Source organism: Nostoc sp. WHI (assembly GCF_015714725.1).
Lineage (GTDB): Bacteria > Cyanobacteriota > Cyanobacteriia > Cyanobacteriales > Nostocaceae > Nostoc.
On sequence record NZ_WBKM01000236.1, the window covers coordinates 1 to 20,280 of the forward strand.

The window sequence follows — 20,280 nt, forward strand, 5'->3', positions numbered from 1 at the left end:
GGGTGTAGGGTCAAAAGAAAAAACTCTCTTATTTATGTACACCCAAGTACACCCTGATTTATTTCCTACCCCACACCCAACACCCTACCCCCTACACCCTGATTTATTTCCTACCCCCTACCCCCTACACCCAACACCCTTGTTTTTGACAAAGCCATAAAAATACCAACCTCCAAATAAGATGCTCTCGCCCTCCTACCCAAATCAATTATTCGTGTTGCTAGGTCATAAGCAATCAGCATCTGTTGCATTAGTTGTGCTTGCCAACGGGTAATCATCGTTAAGAGGGTAATACAAGTCACAAGCTAAATATTATCAAAATATGAAGGGCAGATGAGGTAATGCTGGTTACAGTCACGAATTATTAAAATTTCTTATATCAGGGCATTGGGCATTGGGCGTTAGTTCATTCCCCCTGCTCCCTGCTCCCTGCTCCCCTGCTCCCCTACTCCCCACTCCCTATTTCAAGATGCTGGAAAAAATAACCGCAGGTAGCTGGACAAAATGGCTTCGCCGCTAAACAGAGTAATCACAGATCCTAAAGCCAGAAAAGGGCCAAAAGGCATCTTTTGTCCTAATCTTTGTCGCGCTATCTGTTGACTCACCGCTTTACGTCTACGTATAATAACGCCGCTACCTACTAACGCTCCCAGCGCACAGGCAATAAAACTAGCCAATAGCAAATACTTCCATCCCAACCAAGCTCCCATCATGGCTGCTAACTTGGCGTCACCTGCACCCATTGCAGCTTTCCCAAAGGCAATGGAACCCAATATTGCGATCGCATCAAACAGCCATAAGCCCAATACTGTACTGACTATCGCCATCATCAAGTGATTTACCAACGCCACAGAACTAGCCTCTGGTAAAAAACCAACCACCATTTGAAATAAAATTCCCACCACCAAACCAGACTGAGTAAGGGGATTGGGTAAGGTCATTGTATCTAGGTCGATGAGCGATAGTGCCAATAACCAACTACAAAAAGCCCAATAGCCTATTGTTAAAATCGAAACTTGAAATACCAAAAAAACCAGTAAAAAAATTATGCCCGTTACCCCTTCTACCACAGGATAACGGACAGAAATTTTGCTTTTGCAATATCGACACCGCCCTTTTAGCGAAATCCAGCCGAATATTGGTACATTGTCGTAGGCTTTTAGCTGGTTGAAGCATTTAGGACAACGAGAAGGCGGCCAAAGAATTGACAACCCAGCAGGTAGCCGATAAACAACAACATTGATAAAACTGCCAATAGATGCACCCAAAGCAAAGACAATGATACTCGCCGGAACGGCGAACAAAATGTCCATACAGCCATTTGTCCTTTGTCGAGAGTTAATCAATATTGACTCCTGACTGGTGACTGTGCCAACTTTAGATTTTGAATTTAGGATTTTGGATTGAAAGAAAAATAGTTCGACTGACTTGTACTGAGCCTTTGCCTGCCCTGAGCTTGCCGTACCCCTACGGGGAAGCAAGCCACGCGCCGCGTCTCGCAGAGAAAGGTCGAAGTAACGTCTTCGTACTGAGGGAAGCCGAAGTGCCACGCCGAAGTCTAAAATCTAAAATCTAAAATCTAAAATCTAAAATTGAATGACTAATACATGTGCGATTCAATTTGACTCAACGGCACAAAACATTCTTGAGGTAAGAGAACTGGTTGGTTAGTAAAAATAACCTTACCTCGATGAGTCACACGATTAATTGCTACACCGGAAGGTTGCCCAGCTATTTCGGGATGAACTTCACAGTGAGTATAGTAAATCTGCCCAGCGGCTCTGATTACGGCGGGATCAATCAAAGGCGGTTGTTTTTTTGGGGCGATAAAATTCGCTTGTTCTTGTCGTAATGCGTACACTATCGACTGTTATTTGATTGCTAGATTTCTCTATAGTCTACTCGAAACTTATAACAAAGGTTGCCAAATTGCCCAGGTTGCACTATTAAATTATTGTGCTTCAATCGCTCTAATCAGTGCATTGCCCATAGCGCGGCAACCTAAAAGATTTTTTCCTGGAGAAATTATATCCCCTGTGCGATCGCCTTGTTCTAAAACTTGTAATACGGCTTGTTCAATATGGGCTGCCACTTTTGGCTGATTTAAACCGTAATGTAACATCATCGCGGCACTCAAAACCTGTGCTAGAGGATTAGCTTTATCAAGCCCGGCGATATCTGGGGCGGAACCATGAACGGGTTCAAACACACCAGGCCCAGAAGCACCTAAACTAGCTGAGGGTAACATTCCAATACTACCCGTGAGCATGGCAGCAGCATCAGAGAGAATATCACCAAACAAATTGCCTGTAACTATGGTGTCGAACTGCTTGGGAGAGCGTACCAGTTGCATAGCAGCATTATCTATATATAGATGAGAGAGTTCGATATCTGGATATTCTTCAGAAAGTTGGATGATGCGATCGCGCCACAACTGAGATACTTCTAATACATTCGCCTTATCTACCGAACAGAGTTTTTTGCCGCGTTTTCTAGCCGCCTCAAAAGCCACCCGCCCAATGCGTTCAATTTCTGACTCTGTGTAAACCATTGTATTTACACCGCGTTTTTCAGCAGTTTCCGTGGCAAAAATCCCTTTAGGTTTACCGAAGTAAATCCCGCCAGTAAGTTCACGCACCACCATAATATCCACGCCTTCCACAACTTCACGTTTTAAAGTCGAGGCATCAATTAGCTGCGGTAAGATTTTCGCTGGGCGCAAATTAGCAAATAATCCCAAACCTGCACGTAGCCCCAACAAACCTGCTTCTGGGCGTAAATTGGATGGCAAGGAATCCCACTTATAACCACCAATAGCAGCGAGTAACACAGCATCACTGTTACGGCAGGTTTCTAGAGTGGCAGATGGTAGAGGTTCCCCTGTGGCGTCAATTGCTGCACCACCGATTAAGGCTTCTTGGAATTCAAACTTCAGATCAAATTGCTTTCCTACGACTTTCAGCACATCTACCGCCACTGCCATAATTTCAGGGCCAATGCCATCGCCGGGGAGTAGAGTAATGCGGTAGTTCTGGGTCATAGCTGGTTTTACTGGGTAAATGCTTGCAGATTAAATATCATACCCAGCAAAATGTACCGATGGAGTTTTTAATTTATTTAGATGTATGTTGTCTGAATCGCCCTTTTGATGACCAGACACAAGAACGGATTTTTTTAGAAGCTGAGGCGGTGCTTCGTATTTTGGCTATTGTTCAAATGGGTGATTGGCGGTTGCAAGGAAGCGAAACCTTTGATGATGAGCTTCGGAACACTCCTGAAGGAGCAAGAAAACGGCAGATGCAGATTTGGGCTGCTTTAGCAATTAGTAAAGTGAATATAACTCAACAAATCGCGTTTCGTGGTGCGGAACTTACCCAAATGGGCTTTAAAGACTACGATGCGTTGCATATTGCCTGTGCAGAAGTTAGCAATGTCGATGTTTTGCTCACAACTGATGACAGAATGTTACGTTTGGCTGCAAGGCACAAAGACTTGCTACAAGTGAGAGTAGAAAACCCGCTTCAGTGGCTCAGAGAGGTTGCAAATGATAGATGTTAGTAAGTTGACTCAAACTCAAATTCAGCAATTAGGAATAGATACGCTGAGTTTAGCTCTTGGCCCAGCAGGAATGGGGCTATTTATGCATCAATTTGATATGGGCAGTGGTGATTACACGCGAGATAGGGATGAAATATTGGGAAATCCTACTATTGAGGAAATATTTGCCCGAATCCAAGAAAGGCGGATCTCGCAGGTTGAAAGTTCAGATGTTCTGCCCAAAGTTACAAATATGAAAATGCTAGATGTAACTAAACTTACTCAAGCTGAGATTAGGCGACTGGGAATAGAAGCTCTGACCAAGGCTCTTAGACCTGCTGGAATGGCGCGATTTATGCAGCAATTTGAGATGGGTAGTGGAGATTATACGCGAGATAGGGATAAAATTTTGGGAAATCCTACTATTGAAGAAATCGTTGCTGAAATTAAGGAAATGCGGCAAGAACAGCAGGAGAAGGGCGAAAAGTAGAAAAGTTTTATGTGGTAGCGATCGCTTAGACTAAACAAATCAGATAATCGCTACAAATGCCGCCTTGCTTTATGATCTTTTCCAAACCTTGATGAAGGCAATCACCGAATGTCCACAAGCATTCATCATTACCCCATTTACCGTACCACCAACCGCAGACCCTATAAAAGGCATCATTGTTGCTACGTTGACTAAAGTTTTCTCGCCTGCTTTGGAAATTAACTTAATTCCCAAAGCTTTGTTTATCTCAGCAAAAGTTTTACCAGGAATAGACATCAAAGTTTTTTGAATAGCTTGTGATCCTACTTGAGTTCCTAATTGATTACCTAGTTCAGCTAAACTGACGCCAGCCGCAGCTGCTAAAACTATTACTCGTGCAGATTCGCTTCTTGTATCAATCCCATAAAGGGCAAAAAGAGCTGATGCTAGTTTCACATTGGAATATAAAGTAATCGTAATATCAGTGGGTATTCCTGCTAGTCCGATGAATCCACTGAAAATACCGTTGCCTACCGACCAAACGGTTGACTCTAATATCATCAGGTTTGCAATATTATCTCTATTACCTACCCAATAAAAATTGTTGGCAAAACATAGTCCCCATTGCCTACCATCTTCAATAGCATAAGCAATAGCTTGCCCGATAGCAGGCATATTCATAAACGATTCAAAATCCATACAATTTTTACCTGATTAACTAAAAAGACCTAGAGATTTCTAGCTTTAGTATTCCCCGTAGCAAAAGTTAAATATTAGTATCATTTAAAGCTTTGATAAAATTGTGTAAATGTAGTGTAAATAATTCCCATTACACAAAACGACTTTACATAAAGCCAGTTTCAATTTCTGAAACCAGCCTGACAAAAGCTGTAGAAAAAGGTTAGGTTAACTATTAATCACAAGCCGATTCTTGCTGCTTACTTTTTCCAACATGATGATGTCTCTAAACCCGCTTGTGAATAGCATTTGAGATGAGCTTACTCTAGTTGCGGCGGTTGGTTAATCAGTTCAAAGAAAGTGCTGGGGATACTTTGAAAGATCCGATAAAAGATACTATCTGTTCTTCTCGCGTCAAGACTTGTAGAATGTAACATATAAGGCTTACAGATTTTTCAAAAGATTTGTTAACACCTCCCTTTCTACTAAGCCTTGCGGGTTCTGGATTTCCGATACTTGGCACTGCGCTTCCTCCTCATCCTCCCCTTACTTTTGTAGTACGCTACCGACAAACTGCGGGTTATAACAGTTAGCAAAAATAAATTTTTCCGCTACTTTTTCTATTTCTCCATTATTGGCTTCCCACTCATCCCAAGGAAGTCGCATTTGTCCTAGAGAGGCTCGGAAATAACTTGACACTAAAGCAAGGTTTCATTTGCAAATATTTTCTAAATAGCAAAATACTAATTAAAAAGTAGATATGGCAGATGGTAGGGGTTCCCCTGTCGCGTCAATTGCTGCACCACCGATGAGGGCTTCTTGGAATTCAAACTTCAGATCAAATTGCTTCCCTACGACTTTCAGCACATCTACCGCCACTGCCATAATTTCAGGGCCAATGCCATCGCCGGGGAGTAGAGTAATGCGGTAGTTTTGGGTCATAGCTAGTTTTACTGGGTAAATGCTTGCAGATAAAATATCATACCCAGCAAAATGTACCGATGGAGTTTTTAATTTAGACTTATGAAGTTTAAATCACCATCTGAAACTCTTTTTAATTTAAAATTGTTATTAGCTTTGGGGTGATTGGCAATATTTATAAGCGGCATAAGCCATAGTCACAACCCCGGTGATAATAGCAGATTCATCAACTTCAAATTGGGGATGGTGTAATGGGTGGTTAATAAGTCTTTCTTTGTAGCCTACACCTAAGCGAAACATGGAACCGGGGGCGTGTTCCAAATAGATAGAAAAATCTTCAGCACCAAGGGAGGGTTCGGGTAAAACTTGAACGCGATCGCTAGTCCAAGCTTCTTCTGCGGCTGATTGCAATAATTGTGTCAGAGCATAATCATTTTGGACACTGGGTACTCCTGGGCGATAATTGACTTGATAGCTTGCCCCGTAAGCACGGCAAACATTAGCTACAATATTTTCAATCCAGTTCGGCAGTTGGTTACGGGTTTCAGGATGGAGCGATCGCACGGTTCCCAATAACTGCACTTTATCAGCTATTATATTCGCCGCTCTGCCACCATTAATTTTCCCTATGCTCAAGACTACAGGACGCAAGGGATTCTGCGTCCGGCTGATGGCTTGTTGCAGTCCCGTAATCACTTGGGAAGCAATCCAAATCGCATCAATCGCCTCATGGGGACGCGCCCCATGTCCAGATTCTCCCATAATCAGAATCTCTAAATCATCAGCGGCGGCTGTCAATGCCCCATAACGCACACCAATCGAACCTGCGGGTATAGAAGGAAAAACATGAACCCCTAATAAAGCCGAGACGTTTTCCATCGCCCCATCTTTCACCATCCAGCTTGCCCCTTGGGCAATTTCCTCGGCTGGCTGAAATAAAAACCGCACTTTACCACCCAACTCTTCTGCCACTTGGGACAGTATCATCGCTGTTCCTAACCCCACTGTGGCGTGGACATCGTGACCACAAGCGTGCATAACACCATCTGCGCGAGAAGCGTATTCCAAATCGGTACGTTCTTGAATTGGCAAGGCATCCATATCGGTGCGAATTGCCAATAAACGGTCATTTTGGCTAGTGCTTTGCAGTTCTCCAATTACACCTGTTTTGCCAACTCCTTCTCGCACATGCAGACCACTGGAAGATAAAACACCTGCTACGAAGGCTGCTGTTTGGTACTCCTGACCACTGAGTTCTGGGTGAGAATGGATGTGGCGGCGAATATCAATTAAGCGGGGCGCTAGATTTGCTGCTAAGTCTTTAATACGGGTAAGCATCGATTCAATTAATTTACAAGCTTTTTTCCCATGATAAAAAAATGTTAACAAACAAAATGCTTTTTCTATACAAAGATAGTTGAAAAGAAGTGGAGGAGATAATACTTTAACGTGAATTCAACGAACCTTTCCATCTGCCTGCTGTCCTATAGGCAATTGAATTACAATCTGACTTCCTTTACCAAGAGTAGAAAAACATTCCAATTTGCCATCATGTTTTTCGGTGATAATTTGATAGCTGATTGCCATACCCATGCCTGTTCCTTTGCCTACAGGTTTGGTAGTGAAGAAAGGATTGAAGATCCGATTTTTAATCTGTTCTGGCATTCCTCCTGCATTATCAGCGATGTCTACGACGGGCTACACCTACGCAATTTCCACCGACTGCGAATTGCTCATTGAGGTGTGGATACTAATCTGACTGGGATTTGCCTCTATTTCCTGATCGGTGCGATTGGCGTTTGCTTCCTCTAAGGCATCGATCGCATTCACCAGAATATTCATCAAGACTTGATTGAGTTGTCCAGGATAGCATTCTACTTGGGGCAAGTTACCATAATCCCGAATCACTACAATCGCTGGACGTTCTGGTTTTTCTTTCAGACGGTGCTGCAAAATCAACAGTGTACTTTTAATTCCATCATGAAGGTCAACTGCTTTGAATTCTGCTTCATCTATACGAGAAAAGTTCCGCAGTGATAGCACAATGTTCCGAATCCGGTCAGTCCCCATTTTTATAGAAGCTAGCATCTTCTGTAAATCCTCCATCAGAAACTCCAGATCGATTTCCTCAGCTAGCGCTTGCACCTCTGTATCATTGCTGCCATTAATATACTCCGTCGAAATGGTCATCTTTCTATCACAATTGCTCAAAGATTTCTCTCTAATGATATTGACAAACTTCTTGCTCTTGTGGAACGAAACAGCCCTGGGGGTTAGGGGGGATCAAATCGCTAGGTATATTTGCAAAGGTGGGATGCTCTCTGCCAGAGTTTAGGGGTATTGAACCAGACTATTGTTTTACAATCCCTTCGATTTCCGAAACTCCTGAACAACATCTTTTATATTACGTAATTCCCCTTCAACTAAATAGTTTAACTGTCGCATTTCATCTGCCGAAATCTTTCCAGCAAGTTGTGCGATCGCTTTTCTTAATTCTGGATATTTCTCTAAAATTTCTTGACGAAAAATCGGTGCTGCTTCATAAGGAGGAAAATACTGTTTATCATCTTTTAACACCATTACACCCAAGCGAGAAATCTGACCATCTGTAGAACTACCCGCCACCATATCCACCTGTTTTTGAATCAGCGCCCGATATACTAAACCCAAGTCCATAATTTGAGGGGGTTTGGTAAAGCGTAAGTTATAAGTTTTAGCTAATCCCGGAAAACCATCTTCACGCTCCAAAAATTCATAGCCAAAACCGCCGCGCCACTGTGGTGTATATTGACTAACTTGGGAGAGAGTTTGAATGTTGTAGCGTTTAGCGTCTTCACCGCGAATAATCATTGCAAAAGTGTTTTCAAAACCCAAAGATGGCATTACTTCCAAATTGAATTCCTGAGCATATATTTGTTTTAGCTTCTCGTAAACTTCTTTAGGATCGCTTACTGCTTTTTGTTTTAAAATTCCAGTAAAAGCTGTCCCTGTATATTCAATATAGGCATCAATTTTACCGGAAGTAATAGCACTATGACAAATAAAAGAACCACCCAAACGAGGACGACGATCTACTTTTAAATTAGTTGTCGCCTCGATTTGCTGTGCTAAAAGTTCTCCTAAAATATCTTGTTCAGTAAAATCTTTGGAAGCAACAATAATATTACCACCACTGCTACTACTTACATTTGATGTGCAGCCAGTGATTATCAGTAACAAAGCAAAACTTAAAAAGCAAAATGCCAAAAATCTTTTCATGACTTGCTTAATTTTTAACTTTTAGTTTATTCTCTATCCAGCCAATTATTAAGTCAGCTAGTAATGCAATTACTGCCGCCGGAAACGCCCCGGCTAAAATTAACTGATCATTCACTACTGATATGCCGCGAAAAATAAACACTCCCAAACCACCAGCACCAATTGCAGCTGCGATCGTTGCAATGCCAATGGCAATTACAGTTGCTACTCGTACTCCTGCTAAAATCACTCCCATTGCCAAGGGCATCTCAACTTGTAGCAGTAATTGTGTATCTGTCATCCCCATTCCTTTCCCTGCTTCTCGAATCGCTGGATCTACACTAGTGATCCCTGTGTAGGTGTTGCGAATTATTGGTAAAAAAGAATATAAAGTCAAGGCAATAATTGCTGGTAATACACCTATGCCGGCAATGGGGATGAGTAAGCCAAACAGTGCCAAACTAGGTATAGTTTGCAAAATATTTGCTATACCAAGAATTGGTTGGCGAAGGTAGGTTTTGCGTGTAATCAAAATACCTAGTGGAATGCCTACAAATATGGCAATACTGATAGCAATACTCACCAAAAATAAATGTTCTAGAGTATGCTGAAGGATTTCTGGAGCATACTTAACGAGGAAGAAATCTTTCATAAAGTGTTTTTGGGGGAACGCAGACATTGGAGAAAGGCTAGGCTTTCTGGATGTTGCGATCGCATAAATTCATCTGTTGTCCCCAATACTACCAATTCTCCGCCAGACATTAAACCAATTCTTGATGCCAACACAAAGGCTTCTTGAATATCGTGGGTGACGAAAACTACTGTCTTACCTAATTCTTGTTGCAAATGCCGAAACTCTTGTTGAAGTTCTAGACGCGTAATCGGATCGAGTGCACCAAAGGGTTCATCCATCAACAATACTGGCGGATCTGCCGCTAAAGCCCTGGCTACACCGACTCTTTGCCTTTGTCCTCCTGAAAGTTCATGCGGGTAACGCCCGGCGAATTGTGCTGGTTCTAAGCCTACCAATTGCAACAATTCATAAACCCGCGTTTTAATTTGTTTGGGTTGCCAACCTTCTAAGGCAGGAACTAAACCCACATTGCGTTCTACAGTGAAATGAGGAAATAAACCAATTTCTTGAATTACGTAACCAATTTTTCGCCGCAGTTTAATTTCATCCCATTGAGTTGTAGGAATGCCATTAAATAAAACTTCGCCTTGTGTGGGTGTGAATAGGCGATTAATTAACTTCATTGTTGTAGTTTTGCCGCTTCCACTGCGTCCAAGTAATACTAGCGCTTCTCCCTGCTGGATGGTGAAATTGAGATTTGATACCAATGGGCGATGATTGCGGCTAAAGGTGACATCGCGGAATTCGACGGCGGTTTGGTTATTTTGCGGCATGAGTGGCTTTTGATGGACGCTAGCTAATTACTGGCTATATGTATTATCTGCTGATTTTGCTATTATGCTAACCCTTGCTTTGCTCTATTCAGATTTTGTAGACACTGCTAAGAATTGTCTTAAGGCTTTACACTAGGGGAAGATCAGAAAGTGCGGAAAGTAAAAAGCAATAGGTCTAACAGTTGGCAATAACTATATTATGAACTCGTTTGAAAGTATAAAAATTGAAGGATATCGTCGCCTGTATGATGTACAAATCAATATGCGACCTCTGACTGTGATGATTGGTGCTAACGGTGTAGGTAAAACTTCCCTTTTGGAGATTTTTTTACTCTTAGCAGCATCCGCAAAAGGTCAGTTAGAGCCAAAAATTTCAGATTTAAGTGGTCTGAATGAGATTATGACTCGTGATCTGGCTAATAGTTTAGCGATTTCCTTGTCAATGAATGTTGCAGACCATGCACCACTCGACTACTATCTCAAAGTTGCTACTAAAGGTTTGTCAGGTTTGTCATATGAAATTGCTTTAGAGACACTGACTCAACAGAATAATCCTAATGCCACGTCAGCCTTCAAGCACATTGACTCTCGTGGTTTGGATGTTAAGTATTTCAGTTCAGAGGAGCAAAAGTTATTGCGTCCAAATTGGGATCATAATCCCTTAGAAACTTCTCTTGCTCAAGTTCCAAAAATGTACCAAGAGCCAGAGACTTTGCGAAAAAGATTAGCTTCCTGCACCTTTTATGGAGCATTAAATGTTGCTTCTAAAAGTCCAGTTCGTTTACCACAATCAATGCGTCCAGTTACCTTACCAGGTTCTAATGGAGAAGATTTAGTTTCCTGCCTTTATTATTTGCGTGAAACTGGCTCAGAGCGATTTGAAATTATCGAAGATACCCTTACTGCTGCATTTCCAGATTTTGAGCGTTTATCGTTTCCGCCAGTAGCAGCAGGAACTTTAGCAATGACATGGAAAGATAAAAATTTTTCTAAGCCCCTTTATACGCACGAACTATCAGAGGGGACTTTGCGGTTTCTCTGGTTAGTCACACTGCTCCAAAGTCCAGATTTAACTGCTGTAACTCTCATAGATGAACCAGAAGTTAGTTTGCATCCAGAATTATTGCAATTACTAGCTGATTTAATGCGAGAAGCTAGCCAACGAACTCAGCTAATTGTGTCCACCCATTCAGATAGATTAATCCGATTTTTAAAACCAAAAGAAGTGTTAGTTTGTGACGTTGAAGATGGACTAACTACCATGAATTGGGGTGATTCTTTTGATTTAGAAAAATGGCTAGTAGATTATAGTTTAGATCAAATTTGGGCAATGAACTTAATAGGTGGTCGTCCATGAAAATAGCGATTTTAGTTGAGGGTGCAACAGAAACGGCATTTAAGCAGATTTTATTAGATTTTCTCAAGTTGCGCTTGCAACAACAAATGCCCAGACTTCAGTTTATACCAGATGATGGTCGGATTCCCAAAGAAGAAAGACTCAGGCGCAAGGTTGAGAATTTATTGACGGGGAGAGATGCTTTCGATGCTGTAATTGCATTAACAGATGTTTATACAGGAACCGATGATTTTAAAGATGCAGCAGATGCTAAAGATAAAATGAAAATGTGGGTGGCGAATAACTCTAATTTTTATCCCCATGCAGCGCAGTATGATTTTGAAGCTTGGCTATTACCATACTGGCCAACTATTCAAAGATTGGCTGGACATAATAAGTCAGCACCAGGGGACTTACCTGAGCAGGTAAATCACAATAAATCTCCGTCATATCATATTAAAGAAATATTTGAGTTAGGTAAAAAACGCAGTTATAGTAAAACACGCGATGCAGCCAAAATTTTAAAAAACCAAGATTTGATGATTTCAGTTAGTCAGTGTCCTGAATTAAAAGCATTCATAAACACTATTTTGCTTCTTTGTGAAGTTAATTTGATTCCATGACTGAACAGATTGCCTACTCACTTAGAGTTAAATATTGAACTTGCTAAGTAAAGAGTTAGGAGAGACGCGAACAATCGCGTCTGTACAGGAGTCATCTTGTATTATGCAGTTTTAGCATTCTCATCTAATGCTTGCTCTGTAACATTTCTCAAGCGGCTCGATCTGATTTTGCGGGCGCGATCGCTATTGCGAACACCACCCGCCATTTCATATTCACGGCTGTCTTTGCCGTACTTGATAGCAACCACCATCAGCATCTTCTCAGAAAGCTGACTCAAATTTTTTTCCATCTCTTCAATTTCAGTTTTAGAAGAGTCAACCAGAGACAAAGCGGTATTGTAAACATCAAGTTTGTTGCGTAACTGATCAGTTGACTCAATGAGTTTTTCCAGGCTATAATCTTCATCATATTTGATGTTTGGAACAATCGATTTAAGTCCGGCGGATCTTAACTGAGCTTTTTCTAAAACGCGAGATGTACGTTTTTGACGAGACATAAATTTATTCTTTTAAGATGTTTCTATTACTAGCTTGCCTCAGTTAAACCACATTCCGGTTCAGCATAACTCACAGTTTTTCTAATAAACTTTTCATGTGATACTAGTAATTTCTCGGTATTTAAACACTAGGTGTTGACTTTTGTAGAAATAATTGCCTAAGTTTCATAAAAGTTTTAAGGCAGACCGCTCCCGTCACGAGAGATACCGCTCCCGTCACGAGAGATACCGCTCCCGTCACGAGAGATACCGCTCCCGTCACGAGAGATACCGCTCCCGTCACGAGAGATACCGCTCCCGTCACGAGAGATACCGCTCCCATCACGAGGTAGACCACTCTCGGCACGAAAAATACCGCTCCCGTTACGAGGTAGACCACTCCCGGCACGAGAAATACCGCTCTCATCACGAGAGATACCGCGCCATCGCAGGTTAGGCGAATCCAATTGCTGCGATCGCACCCCATAAGCGTGATGACAAATGTTCTATCATGCGATTTCCTCCTTCAATAACCTTACTAAGATTCTCATTAATTGTTCAATATCTTCGACTACTCTATAGCTATTTATGCCTAACTCAAAATGTTTATTTACTCTATCAAGACAAGCAAACTGCCACAACTTCCCTGTAGTAACACAACCTGTTAATATTGGTTGTTCTACAACAGTTGGGGAATCCTCCCATAAATCCAGTGCAACCATTTCAGCTACTAATTGAGTAAAGCCTCTACTTAAATCGGCTTGTTTTGCTTCTATGACTAATAGTTGACTTGGTTGGGCAGTTCTAATTAAATAGTCTAATGTACCTTGAAGTTGATTATTGACTCTCAGGCTAAATTCTATTCTTAGCTTCGCCTTCGTGTAATGAATCAACTCTAGTACTATTCTAGAAATAATTACTTCTCTTCTGGCTAACTCGGTAGTCAACTCTACATAAGGGAGAGCTTCTTCTATCCTTTCCCTCAATTCAATCAACCTATCCAATTTGCTTGAGTATTGCGGCAATTGAAATACTTTGTATTCTAGTGAATAACCTAAAGCTTGGGCTAAATCTTCAGAGTAATATCCGCTTTCAAAGTATTTACTAAAGGTGTACGTCTGATTCGGATCTAATTTCATTTCTAATAGCCCGGTAACGCTATTGTTCTCATTCCCAAAGATAACCCCTGGCAATGTTTCATCGACAGTTTAGACGATTTCTCCGATGATTTTATGACTAATTGCGATCGCTCTCATTTTGAATTTCTCTGGCAGCAGCAAGGGCTTTTTGCAGTGCTAGTTCTTTAAGATTTGGTGGCAAATAGTTGGCTAGTTCTGTCAGCTAGTTGACTTTCCAATATGGGTTTTGTAAAGCATAAGGTAGTCCTTGTTCAGCAGTCCACACATTGTTTTTAACTAATGCAACTAGCAGTTCTACAGGTAAATTACCTGCCAAACTATTCAGGGATGTAGTAATCAAAGCATAGCGACACTGCAAACCTACAACTTGGGGCAAAGTTGATTCAGTCCAATTCGCCTCTGCTAGTTCCCAAGCACGAGAAATATCTGTTATGTAACCCCCAGCCTGTCCTAATTTTTCTCGCGCATAACTTCTTTTTTCAAATTGGTATCAGATCAACGGCAAATAAGGACTACCGTTGATCATGTGTTTGTAGAGCGTGGATTTTAAGCAGCCTGACCTGGCTTAAGCACAATCTTGATACAATTGTCTTTCTTGTGCTTAAAGATTTCGTAGCCGTGCGGGGCTTGCTCTAGCGGCAGACTGTGAGTAATTACAAACGAAGGGTCAATATCGCCGTTCTGAACGCGATCAAGTAGTGTCTGCAAATACCGATGTACGTGCGTTTGTCCTGTTTTCATGGTTAAGCCTTTGTTCATAAAAGCACCCATTGGTATCTTGTCTACAAAGCCCGTGTAAACACCGGGAACCGATACGGTGCCGCCTTTACGACAGGCAACGATCGCTTGACGCAATACATTGGGGCGATCTGTTTCCAGTCGCACCGTCTGCATCGCCTTATCATAGAAGCCTTCTAAACCCATGCCGTGAGCTTCCATTCCCACCGCATCCATCACCGAATCGGGCCCAAGCCCCCCAGTCATTTCTTTAAGGGCTTCACCCACCTCGATTTCTTCAAAGTTCAAAACTTCTGCTCCGCCATCTTTTGCCATCTGGAGCCGTTCGGGAACGCGATCAATTGCAATGACGCGCCCAGCACCCAACATAAAGGCACTTCTAATGGCAAACTGCCCAACTGGCCCGCAACCCCAAATTGCAACCGTATCTCCTGGTTGGATGTCACAATTTTCTGCTGCCATATAACCAGTGGGAAAAATATCAGTGAAAAACAGGACTTGTTCATCTGCTAGTCCATCGGGGATTTTGAATAACCCGACATCGGCAAAGGGAACGCGGGCATATTCCGCTTGACCTCCTGCGTAGCCTCCCGTCAAAGCGGAGTAGCCAAAAAGACCCGATGGAGAATGACCCATCATTTTTTCCGCCATCCAAGCATTAGGGTTGGAGTTATCGCACAACGACCATAAATCCCGATTGCAGAAGAAACACGAGCCGCAAGAAATCGTAAAGGGGACAACGACGCGATCGCCAACTTTTTTATTTTTAACGGCACTACCTAATTCAACGATCTCTCCCATGAATTCATGTCCCAAGATGTCGCCAGGTTTCATTGTGGGGTTGAAGCCGTTATACAGATGCAAATCAGAGCCGCAGATCGCCGTTGAGGTGATTTTCACGATCGCATCACGCGGATTAATGATTTTGGGATCGGGTACGGTTTCAACCTCTACCTTGTTCGTACCTTGCCAACAAACTGCTTTCATTGCTTGAGTCTCCTAAAGTTAAGTTATTCGTGATCTGTTGTCGCAATCTCGCCCGTTTCCATCAGCATTTTGAAGCGGTGCAGATTATCTCGTTCAAACAGGTGCTATGACAATCTGGGCAAGTTGGAATAAACTGCGGCATCTGTGGATTTACTTGGTTTAAGCCTGGGTTATAGTATTTATCTCCTAAGAATGCTATTTCATCTTAGGGAAACACTCGGTTAATCATCTCTAGCGCAAGGGTGTTTGTAGCGATCGCCTATCTATGTTGAAAGGCTGATTAGGTATTCGGTTTAGTTGTATGCTTAAAACTTGCGCCAAAATAACTTATGTGATCAATTGACAAGGTAAGGTAAGTGTGCATTAAGTGAGATGTCATTCTCAAAACCAAGTAAAAATAATCGTAGAGTAGTGTATGCCATCCACACGAAAACTGCTGTATGAGTCGTCCTCGAATCATTCAACCTGGTCAAAGCTATACATTCAGCAAATATTTTGAACTTCCGTTTTCTCCAGAAGATATTCTTGCTGAACTTGGCTGTTCCTACAAACGTGAACGGTTGCAATTACCAAAAACAGAATTTCTTCCTGAGATAATTGCAGAATTACACCGAGTCATTGACCGTAACCTCCGACGTGTAAAGCTACTTAGTGAGGATGCACGCAAGCAAGCAATTATTGCACCGATATTACTAGAAGTTTGCGAAATTGCCGAAACTCAATTGAATATTGAGTATCCCATTAGTGTTAGTGACCAACTAAAAGGCAGCTTGGATTACTACATTAATAAAGGAAAGAGATTGTTAGTAATTGAAGCGAAACAAGCAGATTTAAGTAGAGGCTTTACCCAATTAGCAGTTGAGTTGATTGCACTTGATCAATGGATAGATTCAGAATTGCCAGTTCTTTATGGATCTGTAACGACTGGTGAAGATTGGCGATTTGCAATATATAACCGTCAGGAAAAACAGATAATCGAAGACTTCAAATTATATCGGGTACCTGAAGAATTAACTGAATTAACTCACATTTTAGTTGGCATACTGAGCAATTAGAACACAAAAGTTATTCGTTATAAAACCAACTCTCTAAAATTCAGTAACAGATTCAAACCCTGAAAGTTCTATAACCTCTAAAATAGTACGTTAGATGTAGGTTGGGTGGAGCGGAGCGCAACCCAACACATATCAGGATGTTGGGTTACGCAAAGCCTCCACCCAACCTACAATTTTTTTTGCAACATTTTAGCCAAGACAGGCCACTACTAATTAAGACTCCATCTCAGCCAATTCTAACCAGCGTTCAGTTGCCACATCAATGGCTTTCTTGAGCTTTTCCACCTGGTCGTAGAGTTTTTGTACTTGGCTATAATTCCCCGCCGAAACATTCGCTAGTGTTTTCTCAACTTCTACCTTCTCAGCTTCTAACTGGGCAATTTTACCTTCCAACTGTTCAAATTCTCGCTTTTCCCAATTAGATAATCTCCGCTGCTTTTGATTTTCTCCACCTTTGGGCGAAGCCGCAACATTTTGGACTTCGACATTTTTGGGCTTATCTTTAGTATTAGCAGCTTGTTGCAGTGCTGCTTCTTCAGCTTTTTTATAGTCCAGATAAATTGAGTAATTACCTGGATATTGCCGGAGATTACCGCCTTCCTCAAAGGAAAATACTGTGTCGATGGTACGATCAAGAAAGTAGCGATCGTGAGAAACTACAATTACACATCCGGCAAAATCTTCTAAATAATCCTCTAATACTGCTAATGTCTGTACATCTAAATCGTTTGTCGGTTCATCTAATATCAAGACATTGGGCGCACTCATCAAAACTCGCAACAGAAATAATCGGCGCTTTTCTCCACCTGAAAGTTTATTAATTGGGGCGTACTGCTGATTACCAGGAAACAGAAACCGCTCCAACATTTGGGAAGCAGTAATTTGAGTCCCATCGGTGATTTTGATAAATTCTCCTTCTTCTTTGATGTAGTCAATCACGCGCTGATTTTCGTTTAAGGCTGTGAGCAATTCTTCAGAATGTTGGTCAAAATAACCGATGTGAACTGTAGTACCAATTTCTGCAATGCCGGAATCTGGCTTAACCCGCCCAATAATCATATCCATTAAAGTGGATTTACCAGCACCATTAGCGCCAATGATGCCGATACGGTCTTCTGGGCTAAATTCGTAGGTAAAATTATTAATTAGGGTACGTCCGTTGTATGCTTTAGAAACTTGATTTAATTCAATAACTTTTTTGCCAATGCGACGACCAACTGTAGAGATATCAACTTTACCCTGAACTTGTTTAAATTCAGTATCCCGGAGAGCATGAGCGCGGTCAATTCTAGCTTTTTGCTTAGTACTTCTGGCTTTCGGCCCTTTTTTGAGCCATTCCAACTCGCGCCGCAACAAGCCTTGATGTTTACGTTGACTGCTTACGGCAGATTCTTCAGCTAAGGCTTTCTTTTCGAGGTAATATGAATAGTTACCTGTATAAGTGTAAATGTCGCCTCGGTCTATTTCAATGATTCTATTAGTAACTTTATCTAAAAAGTAGCGATCGTGGGTAATGAGAAAAAGTGCACCGCGATAACGATTTAAATAACTTTGTAACCATTCTACAGAAAGAGCATCGAGATGGTTTGTCGGCTCATCCATGAGCAAAACATCGGGTTCGGCTAGCAACGCTGATGCTAGGGCAATACGCTTGCGATAGCCTCCAGATAAAGTGCTTATTTTGGCCTCAAAGTCAAAAATTCCTAATTTTGTGAGGATGATTTTGGCGTTAGTTTCTAGTTCCCAAGCACCACTGGTATCCATCCGTTGCATCACAACAGAAAGGCGAGACATCAGTTGGCTATCATCTGGATAGTGAGCTAATTTATCTGAAAGTTCTTCATACTCACGCACCAAAGACATGTGTTCGCCACTGTCGGCAAAAACTTGCTCTAAAACTGTGTGATTTTCATCTAAATCTGGCAGCTGGGGTAGGTAGATAATTTTAGAACCAGAGTTAACTAAAATTTGACCGCTATCAATTGATTCTAGACCAGCTATCATTTTTAAGAGAGTTGATTTACCAGAACCGTTAGTACCAATTAAGCCAACTTTATCGGTGGCATCGAGGCTAAAGCTAGCATCTTTTAAGATTTCTTTGATGCCAAAGTCTTTTTTGACTGATTGAAGTGTAATGATACTCATAGAATTTAGTCAAATAAATATAGAGATTTTTTTCTCACGCAGAGGCGCAGAGACGCAGAGAAAGAAAAGAGGAGGAAGGGAGTAGTTGGTAGGTAAGGTATGTTGCTTACCTAACATTGGCTGAGTTTTAGACAAATAAATCTAAGGGTAAATGTCCATACATTTCGTTGATTCCCTTTTCGTCGTAAGACTGACAAGATATTAATACTCCACGATGATGTCCAGCATAGGAATCAAGATAACACAAGCCGTTTTTACCATTCAATTTGATATAAACCGGGCCTTCAGGTGTAAGTAAATTATTTGGTGGTTCATAACCTAAAGCCAGAGAATAGGTCTTCATAGCCAGTATTCCTTCTTCTGCTGTATCAGCACAAATTCCTAAAATTTGATAATCAGCAAGGTTGGTGAGCAAAATTAAGGCATTACGAATTACAGCTTTTTCGGACGGTTTGAGGATAGGCGCGATATCTAGACAGTTAAATTTATTCAGTAATTTTTTCGCTTCTTCAGCAGTGAGATTGTGATGATTGTTGGGGGTTAGCATAGACTTCGTTTATTACATATCTTGATTTTTCTGTTGTGTTTAAGTTGGGACTAGCCCAACTTACTATGTATTATTTACTCGAATCAAAGCCTGGACTTCGCTCGACTTTAAGGTTGATTTGGTACATTGCCAAGGTTGAATATGAAGGGAACGCCGCTTTTTGAGTCTCCACCCATAACGAGGACTTTTGGCATCTGAGCGCCGCCACTCTTCCAAGCTTCAATTGCTTCTTTTTGTAGAACCAACTGTCCCCCTTGGGCTTTGAGTGTCTCTGCTAAGAGTCTTTGAGATTCTGCCTTACCTTTAGCACGATTAACGTCTGCTTGTGCCTCTTGTTCAGCTTCTCGTGCTACATAAACGGCTCTTTGCGCCCGCTGTTCAGCAATTTGTTTTTCTTCCACTGCTTTGGCAAATTCTGGTGAGAACGCTAAGTCAACTACGCTAGTATCTAACACAATTATCCCATATTTGTCTAAGCGATCGCCTAAAGCATTATCAAAATCTTCTTTCAATTCAGTTCTTTTGGTTATTGCTTCTTCTACTGTTCTTCTAGCTGCTGCAATTTTAAATGCTTCTTGTGTCTGAGGTGCAATGATTTTTGATACAATATTTTCTAAGGTTCCTTGTTTCCTTCTAATTTCAACTACCTGTATGGGATCAAGGCGAAAGTTAATCGCAAATCTTGCAGATAAATTTTGCAAATCCTTAGTAGAACTCTCCGCCGGAACTTCAAATTTCTGCACTGTCAAATCATACACATCGATCACTGAGATAAAAGGCGGTTTTACGTGAATACCTTCCAATAAAGCGCCATCTCTAGCTTTACCCAAGATGCTGATCACTGCTGCTTGTCCTGGGGTGATAATAATAAAGGAACTTAGTCCAATAATTACCAGTATTGCTAACACAATTCCAAAAACTGTGGTTTGCCAATTTCCCAATTGCTGATTTTTCAAGTTCCTGTCTCCATGTGAGTAATGAGTGC

General features: G+C 41.5%; 24 protein-coding genes and 1 pseudogene. 5 read left to right on the plus strand and 20 right to left on the minus strand.

The window, feature by feature from the left end; all coding sequences use genetic code 11:
• Positions 1–464: 464 nt before the first annotated feature.
• From F8S12_RS23900 to leuB, 3 genes are all read right to left on the minus strand, one after another.
• Positions 465–1,313 (minus strand): prepilin peptidase, encoded by an 849-nt coding sequence (locus F8S12_RS23900; protein ID WP_196518839.1) that lies wholly within the window; start codon positions 1,311–1,313, stop codon positions 465–467.
• Between the two features lie 287 nt (positions 1,314–1,600).
• A complete protein-coding gene (locus F8S12_RS23905; protein WP_196518809.1) occupies positions 1,601–1,861 on the minus strand; it encodes a hypothetical protein in 261 nt (86 codons plus the stop codon).
• Positions 1,862–1,951: 90 nt separating this feature from the next.
• Complete coding sequence (gene leuB, locus F8S12_RS23910; protein WP_196518810.1) at positions 1,952–3,040, minus strand: 3-isopropylmalate dehydrogenase; 1,089 nt, start codon at positions 3,038–3,040, stop codon at positions 1,952–1,954.
• 59 nt (positions 3,041–3,099) lie between these two features.
• On the opposite strand from leuB, the gene F8S12_RS23915 reads away from it, so the two are divergent.
• Together F8S12_RS23915 and F8S12_RS40885 are read left to right on the plus strand one after the other, a co-directional pair.
• Entirely contained in the window at positions 3,100–3,558 is a 459-nt protein-coding gene (locus F8S12_RS23915; protein WP_196518840.1) for a PIN domain-containing protein, read from the plus strand.
• Positions 3,545–4,027: a hypothetical protein gene (locus tag F8S12_RS40885; RefSeq protein ID WP_230968225.1), complete on the plus strand. Its 483-nt coding sequence runs from the start codon at positions 3,545–3,547 to the stop codon at positions 4,025–4,027. Before F8S12_RS23915 ends, F8S12_RS40885 begins: the two co-directional genes overlap by 14 nt.
• 69 nt (positions 4,028–4,096) lie before the next feature.
• Here F8S12_RS40885 and F8S12_RS23925 read toward each other — a convergent pair whose 3' ends face one another.
• The 9 genes and pseudogenes from F8S12_RS23925 to F8S12_RS23965 all read right to left on the minus strand — a co-directional run bounded on the left by F8S12_RS23925 (position 4,097) and on the right by F8S12_RS23965 (position 10,249).
• Positions 4,097–4,705, minus strand: a complete 609-nt coding sequence (locus F8S12_RS23925) for an EcsC family protein (RefSeq protein ID WP_196518811.1) — start codon at positions 4,703–4,705, stop codon at positions 4,097–4,099.
• Positions 4,706–5,004: 299 nt separating this feature from the next.
• Positions 5,005–5,121 carry a DUF2887 domain-containing protein gene (locus F8S12_RS23930; protein ID WP_442946826.1) on the minus strand — a complete coding sequence of 39 codons (117 nt, stop codon included), beginning with the start codon at positions 5,119–5,121 and terminating at the stop codon, positions 5,005–5,007.
• 325 nt (positions 5,122–5,446) lie between these two features.
• Positions 5,447–5,626 (minus strand): annotated as a pseudogene (locus F8S12_RS23935) (isocitrate/isopropylmalate family dehydrogenase); the annotation flags it as partial.
• A gap of 129 nt (positions 5,627–5,755) precedes the next feature.
• The gene (locus tag F8S12_RS23940; protein WP_196518812.1) at positions 5,756–6,943 is read right to left on the minus strand and encodes a M20 family metallopeptidase; all 1,188 of its coding nucleotides are present in this window, start codon (positions 6,941–6,943) and stop codon (positions 5,756–5,758) included.
• A gap of 117 nt (positions 6,944–7,060) precedes the next feature.
• Positions 7,061–7,291 (minus strand): sensor histidine kinase, encoded by a 231-nt coding sequence (locus F8S12_RS42430; protein WP_442946827.1) that lies wholly within the window; start codon positions 7,289–7,291, stop codon positions 7,061–7,063.
• Between the two features lie 18 nt (positions 7,292–7,309).
• Complete coding sequence (locus tag F8S12_RS42435; RefSeq protein ID WP_196518814.1) at positions 7,310–7,795, minus strand: HAMP domain-containing histidine kinase; 486 nt, start codon at positions 7,793–7,795, stop codon at positions 7,310–7,312.
• 168 nt (positions 7,796–7,963) lie between these two features.
• The gene (locus F8S12_RS23955; protein ID WP_196518815.1) at positions 7,964–8,863 is read right to left on the minus strand and encodes a glycine betaine ABC transporter substrate-binding protein; all 900 of its coding nucleotides are present in this window, start codon (positions 8,861–8,863) and stop codon (positions 7,964–7,966) included.
• 7 nt (positions 8,864–8,870) lie between these two features.
• The gene (locus F8S12_RS23960) at positions 8,871–9,494 is read right to left on the minus strand and encodes an ABC transporter permease (RefSeq protein WP_196518816.1); all 624 of its coding nucleotides are present in this window, start codon (positions 9,492–9,494) and stop codon (positions 8,871–8,873) included.
• Positions 9,491–10,249: an ATP-binding cassette domain-containing protein gene (locus F8S12_RS23965; RefSeq protein ID WP_196518817.1), complete on the minus strand. Its 759-nt coding sequence runs from the start codon at positions 10,247–10,249 to the stop codon at positions 9,491–9,493. The genes F8S12_RS23960 and F8S12_RS23965 overlap by 4 nt, the downstream gene beginning before the upstream one ends.
• 199 nt (positions 10,250–10,448) lie before the next feature.
• Between F8S12_RS23965 and F8S12_RS23970 the strand changes: the two genes are divergently transcribed.
• Positions 10,449–11,606, plus strand: a complete 1,158-nt coding sequence (locus tag F8S12_RS23970; RefSeq protein WP_196518818.1) for an AAA family ATPase — start codon at positions 10,449–10,451, stop codon at positions 11,604–11,606.
• Positions 11,603–12,208 carry a DUF4276 family protein gene (locus F8S12_RS23975; RefSeq protein WP_196518819.1) on the plus strand — a complete coding sequence of 202 codons (606 nt, stop codon included), beginning with the start codon at positions 11,603–11,605 and terminating at the stop codon, positions 12,206–12,208. Before F8S12_RS23970 ends, F8S12_RS23975 begins: the two co-directional genes overlap by 4 nt.
• A gap of 101 nt (positions 12,209–12,309) precedes the next feature.
• On the opposite strand, the gene F8S12_RS23980 is transcribed toward F8S12_RS23975, so the two are convergent.
• From F8S12_RS23980 to F8S12_RS24000, 5 genes are all read right to left on the minus strand, one after another.
• Complete coding sequence (locus tag F8S12_RS23980) at positions 12,310–12,705, minus strand: hypothetical protein (protein WP_196518820.1); 396 nt, start codon at positions 12,703–12,705, stop codon at positions 12,310–12,312.
• 176 nt (positions 12,706–12,881) lie between these two features.
• Positions 12,882–13,166: a hypothetical protein gene (locus F8S12_RS23985; RefSeq protein WP_230968226.1), complete on the minus strand. Its 285-nt coding sequence runs from the start codon at positions 13,164–13,166 to the stop codon at positions 12,882–12,884.
• Positions 13,167–13,193: 27 nt separating this feature from the next.
• Positions 13,194–13,823 carry a hypothetical protein gene (locus F8S12_RS23990; RefSeq protein ID WP_196518822.1) on the minus strand — a complete coding sequence of 210 codons (630 nt, stop codon included), beginning with the start codon at positions 13,821–13,823 and terminating at the stop codon, positions 13,194–13,196.
• Positions 13,824–14,025: 202 nt separating this feature from the next.
• Positions 14,026–14,199, minus strand: coding sequence for a hypothetical protein (locus tag F8S12_RS40895; protein ID WP_230968227.1), 174 nt, complete (start codon positions 14,197–14,199; stop codon positions 14,026–14,028).
• 170 nt (positions 14,200–14,369) lie between these two features.
• The gene (locus tag F8S12_RS24000; protein ID WP_196518823.1) at positions 14,370–15,548 is read right to left on the minus strand and encodes a zinc-dependent alcohol dehydrogenase; all 1,179 of its coding nucleotides are present in this window, start codon (positions 15,546–15,548) and stop codon (positions 14,370–14,372) included.
• Positions 15,549–15,988: 440 nt separating this feature from the next.
• Between F8S12_RS24000 and F8S12_RS24005 the strand changes: the two genes are divergently transcribed.
• Positions 15,989–16,603, plus strand: coding sequence for a hypothetical protein (locus F8S12_RS24005; protein WP_196518824.1), 615 nt, complete (start codon positions 15,989–15,991; stop codon positions 16,601–16,603).
• Between the two features lie 213 nt (positions 16,604–16,816).
• Here F8S12_RS24005 and F8S12_RS24010 read toward each other — a convergent pair whose 3' ends face one another.
• From F8S12_RS24010 to F8S12_RS24020, 3 genes are all read right to left on the minus strand, one after another.
• Positions 16,817–18,748 carry an ABC-F family ATP-binding cassette domain-containing protein gene (locus tag F8S12_RS24010; protein WP_196518825.1) on the minus strand — a complete coding sequence of 644 codons (1,932 nt, stop codon included), beginning with the start codon at positions 18,746–18,748 and terminating at the stop codon, positions 16,817–16,819.
• A gap of 127 nt (positions 18,749–18,875) precedes the next feature.
• Positions 18,876–19,295: a DUF1824 family protein gene (locus F8S12_RS24015; protein ID WP_196518826.1), complete on the minus strand. Its 420-nt coding sequence runs from the start codon at positions 19,293–19,295 to the stop codon at positions 18,876–18,878.
• 107 nt (positions 19,296–19,402) lie between these two features.
• Complete coding sequence (locus tag F8S12_RS24020; RefSeq protein WP_196518827.1) at positions 19,403–20,251, minus strand: prohibitin family protein; 849 nt, start codon at positions 20,249–20,251, stop codon at positions 19,403–19,405.
• Positions 20,252–20,280: the final 29 nt, after the last annotated feature.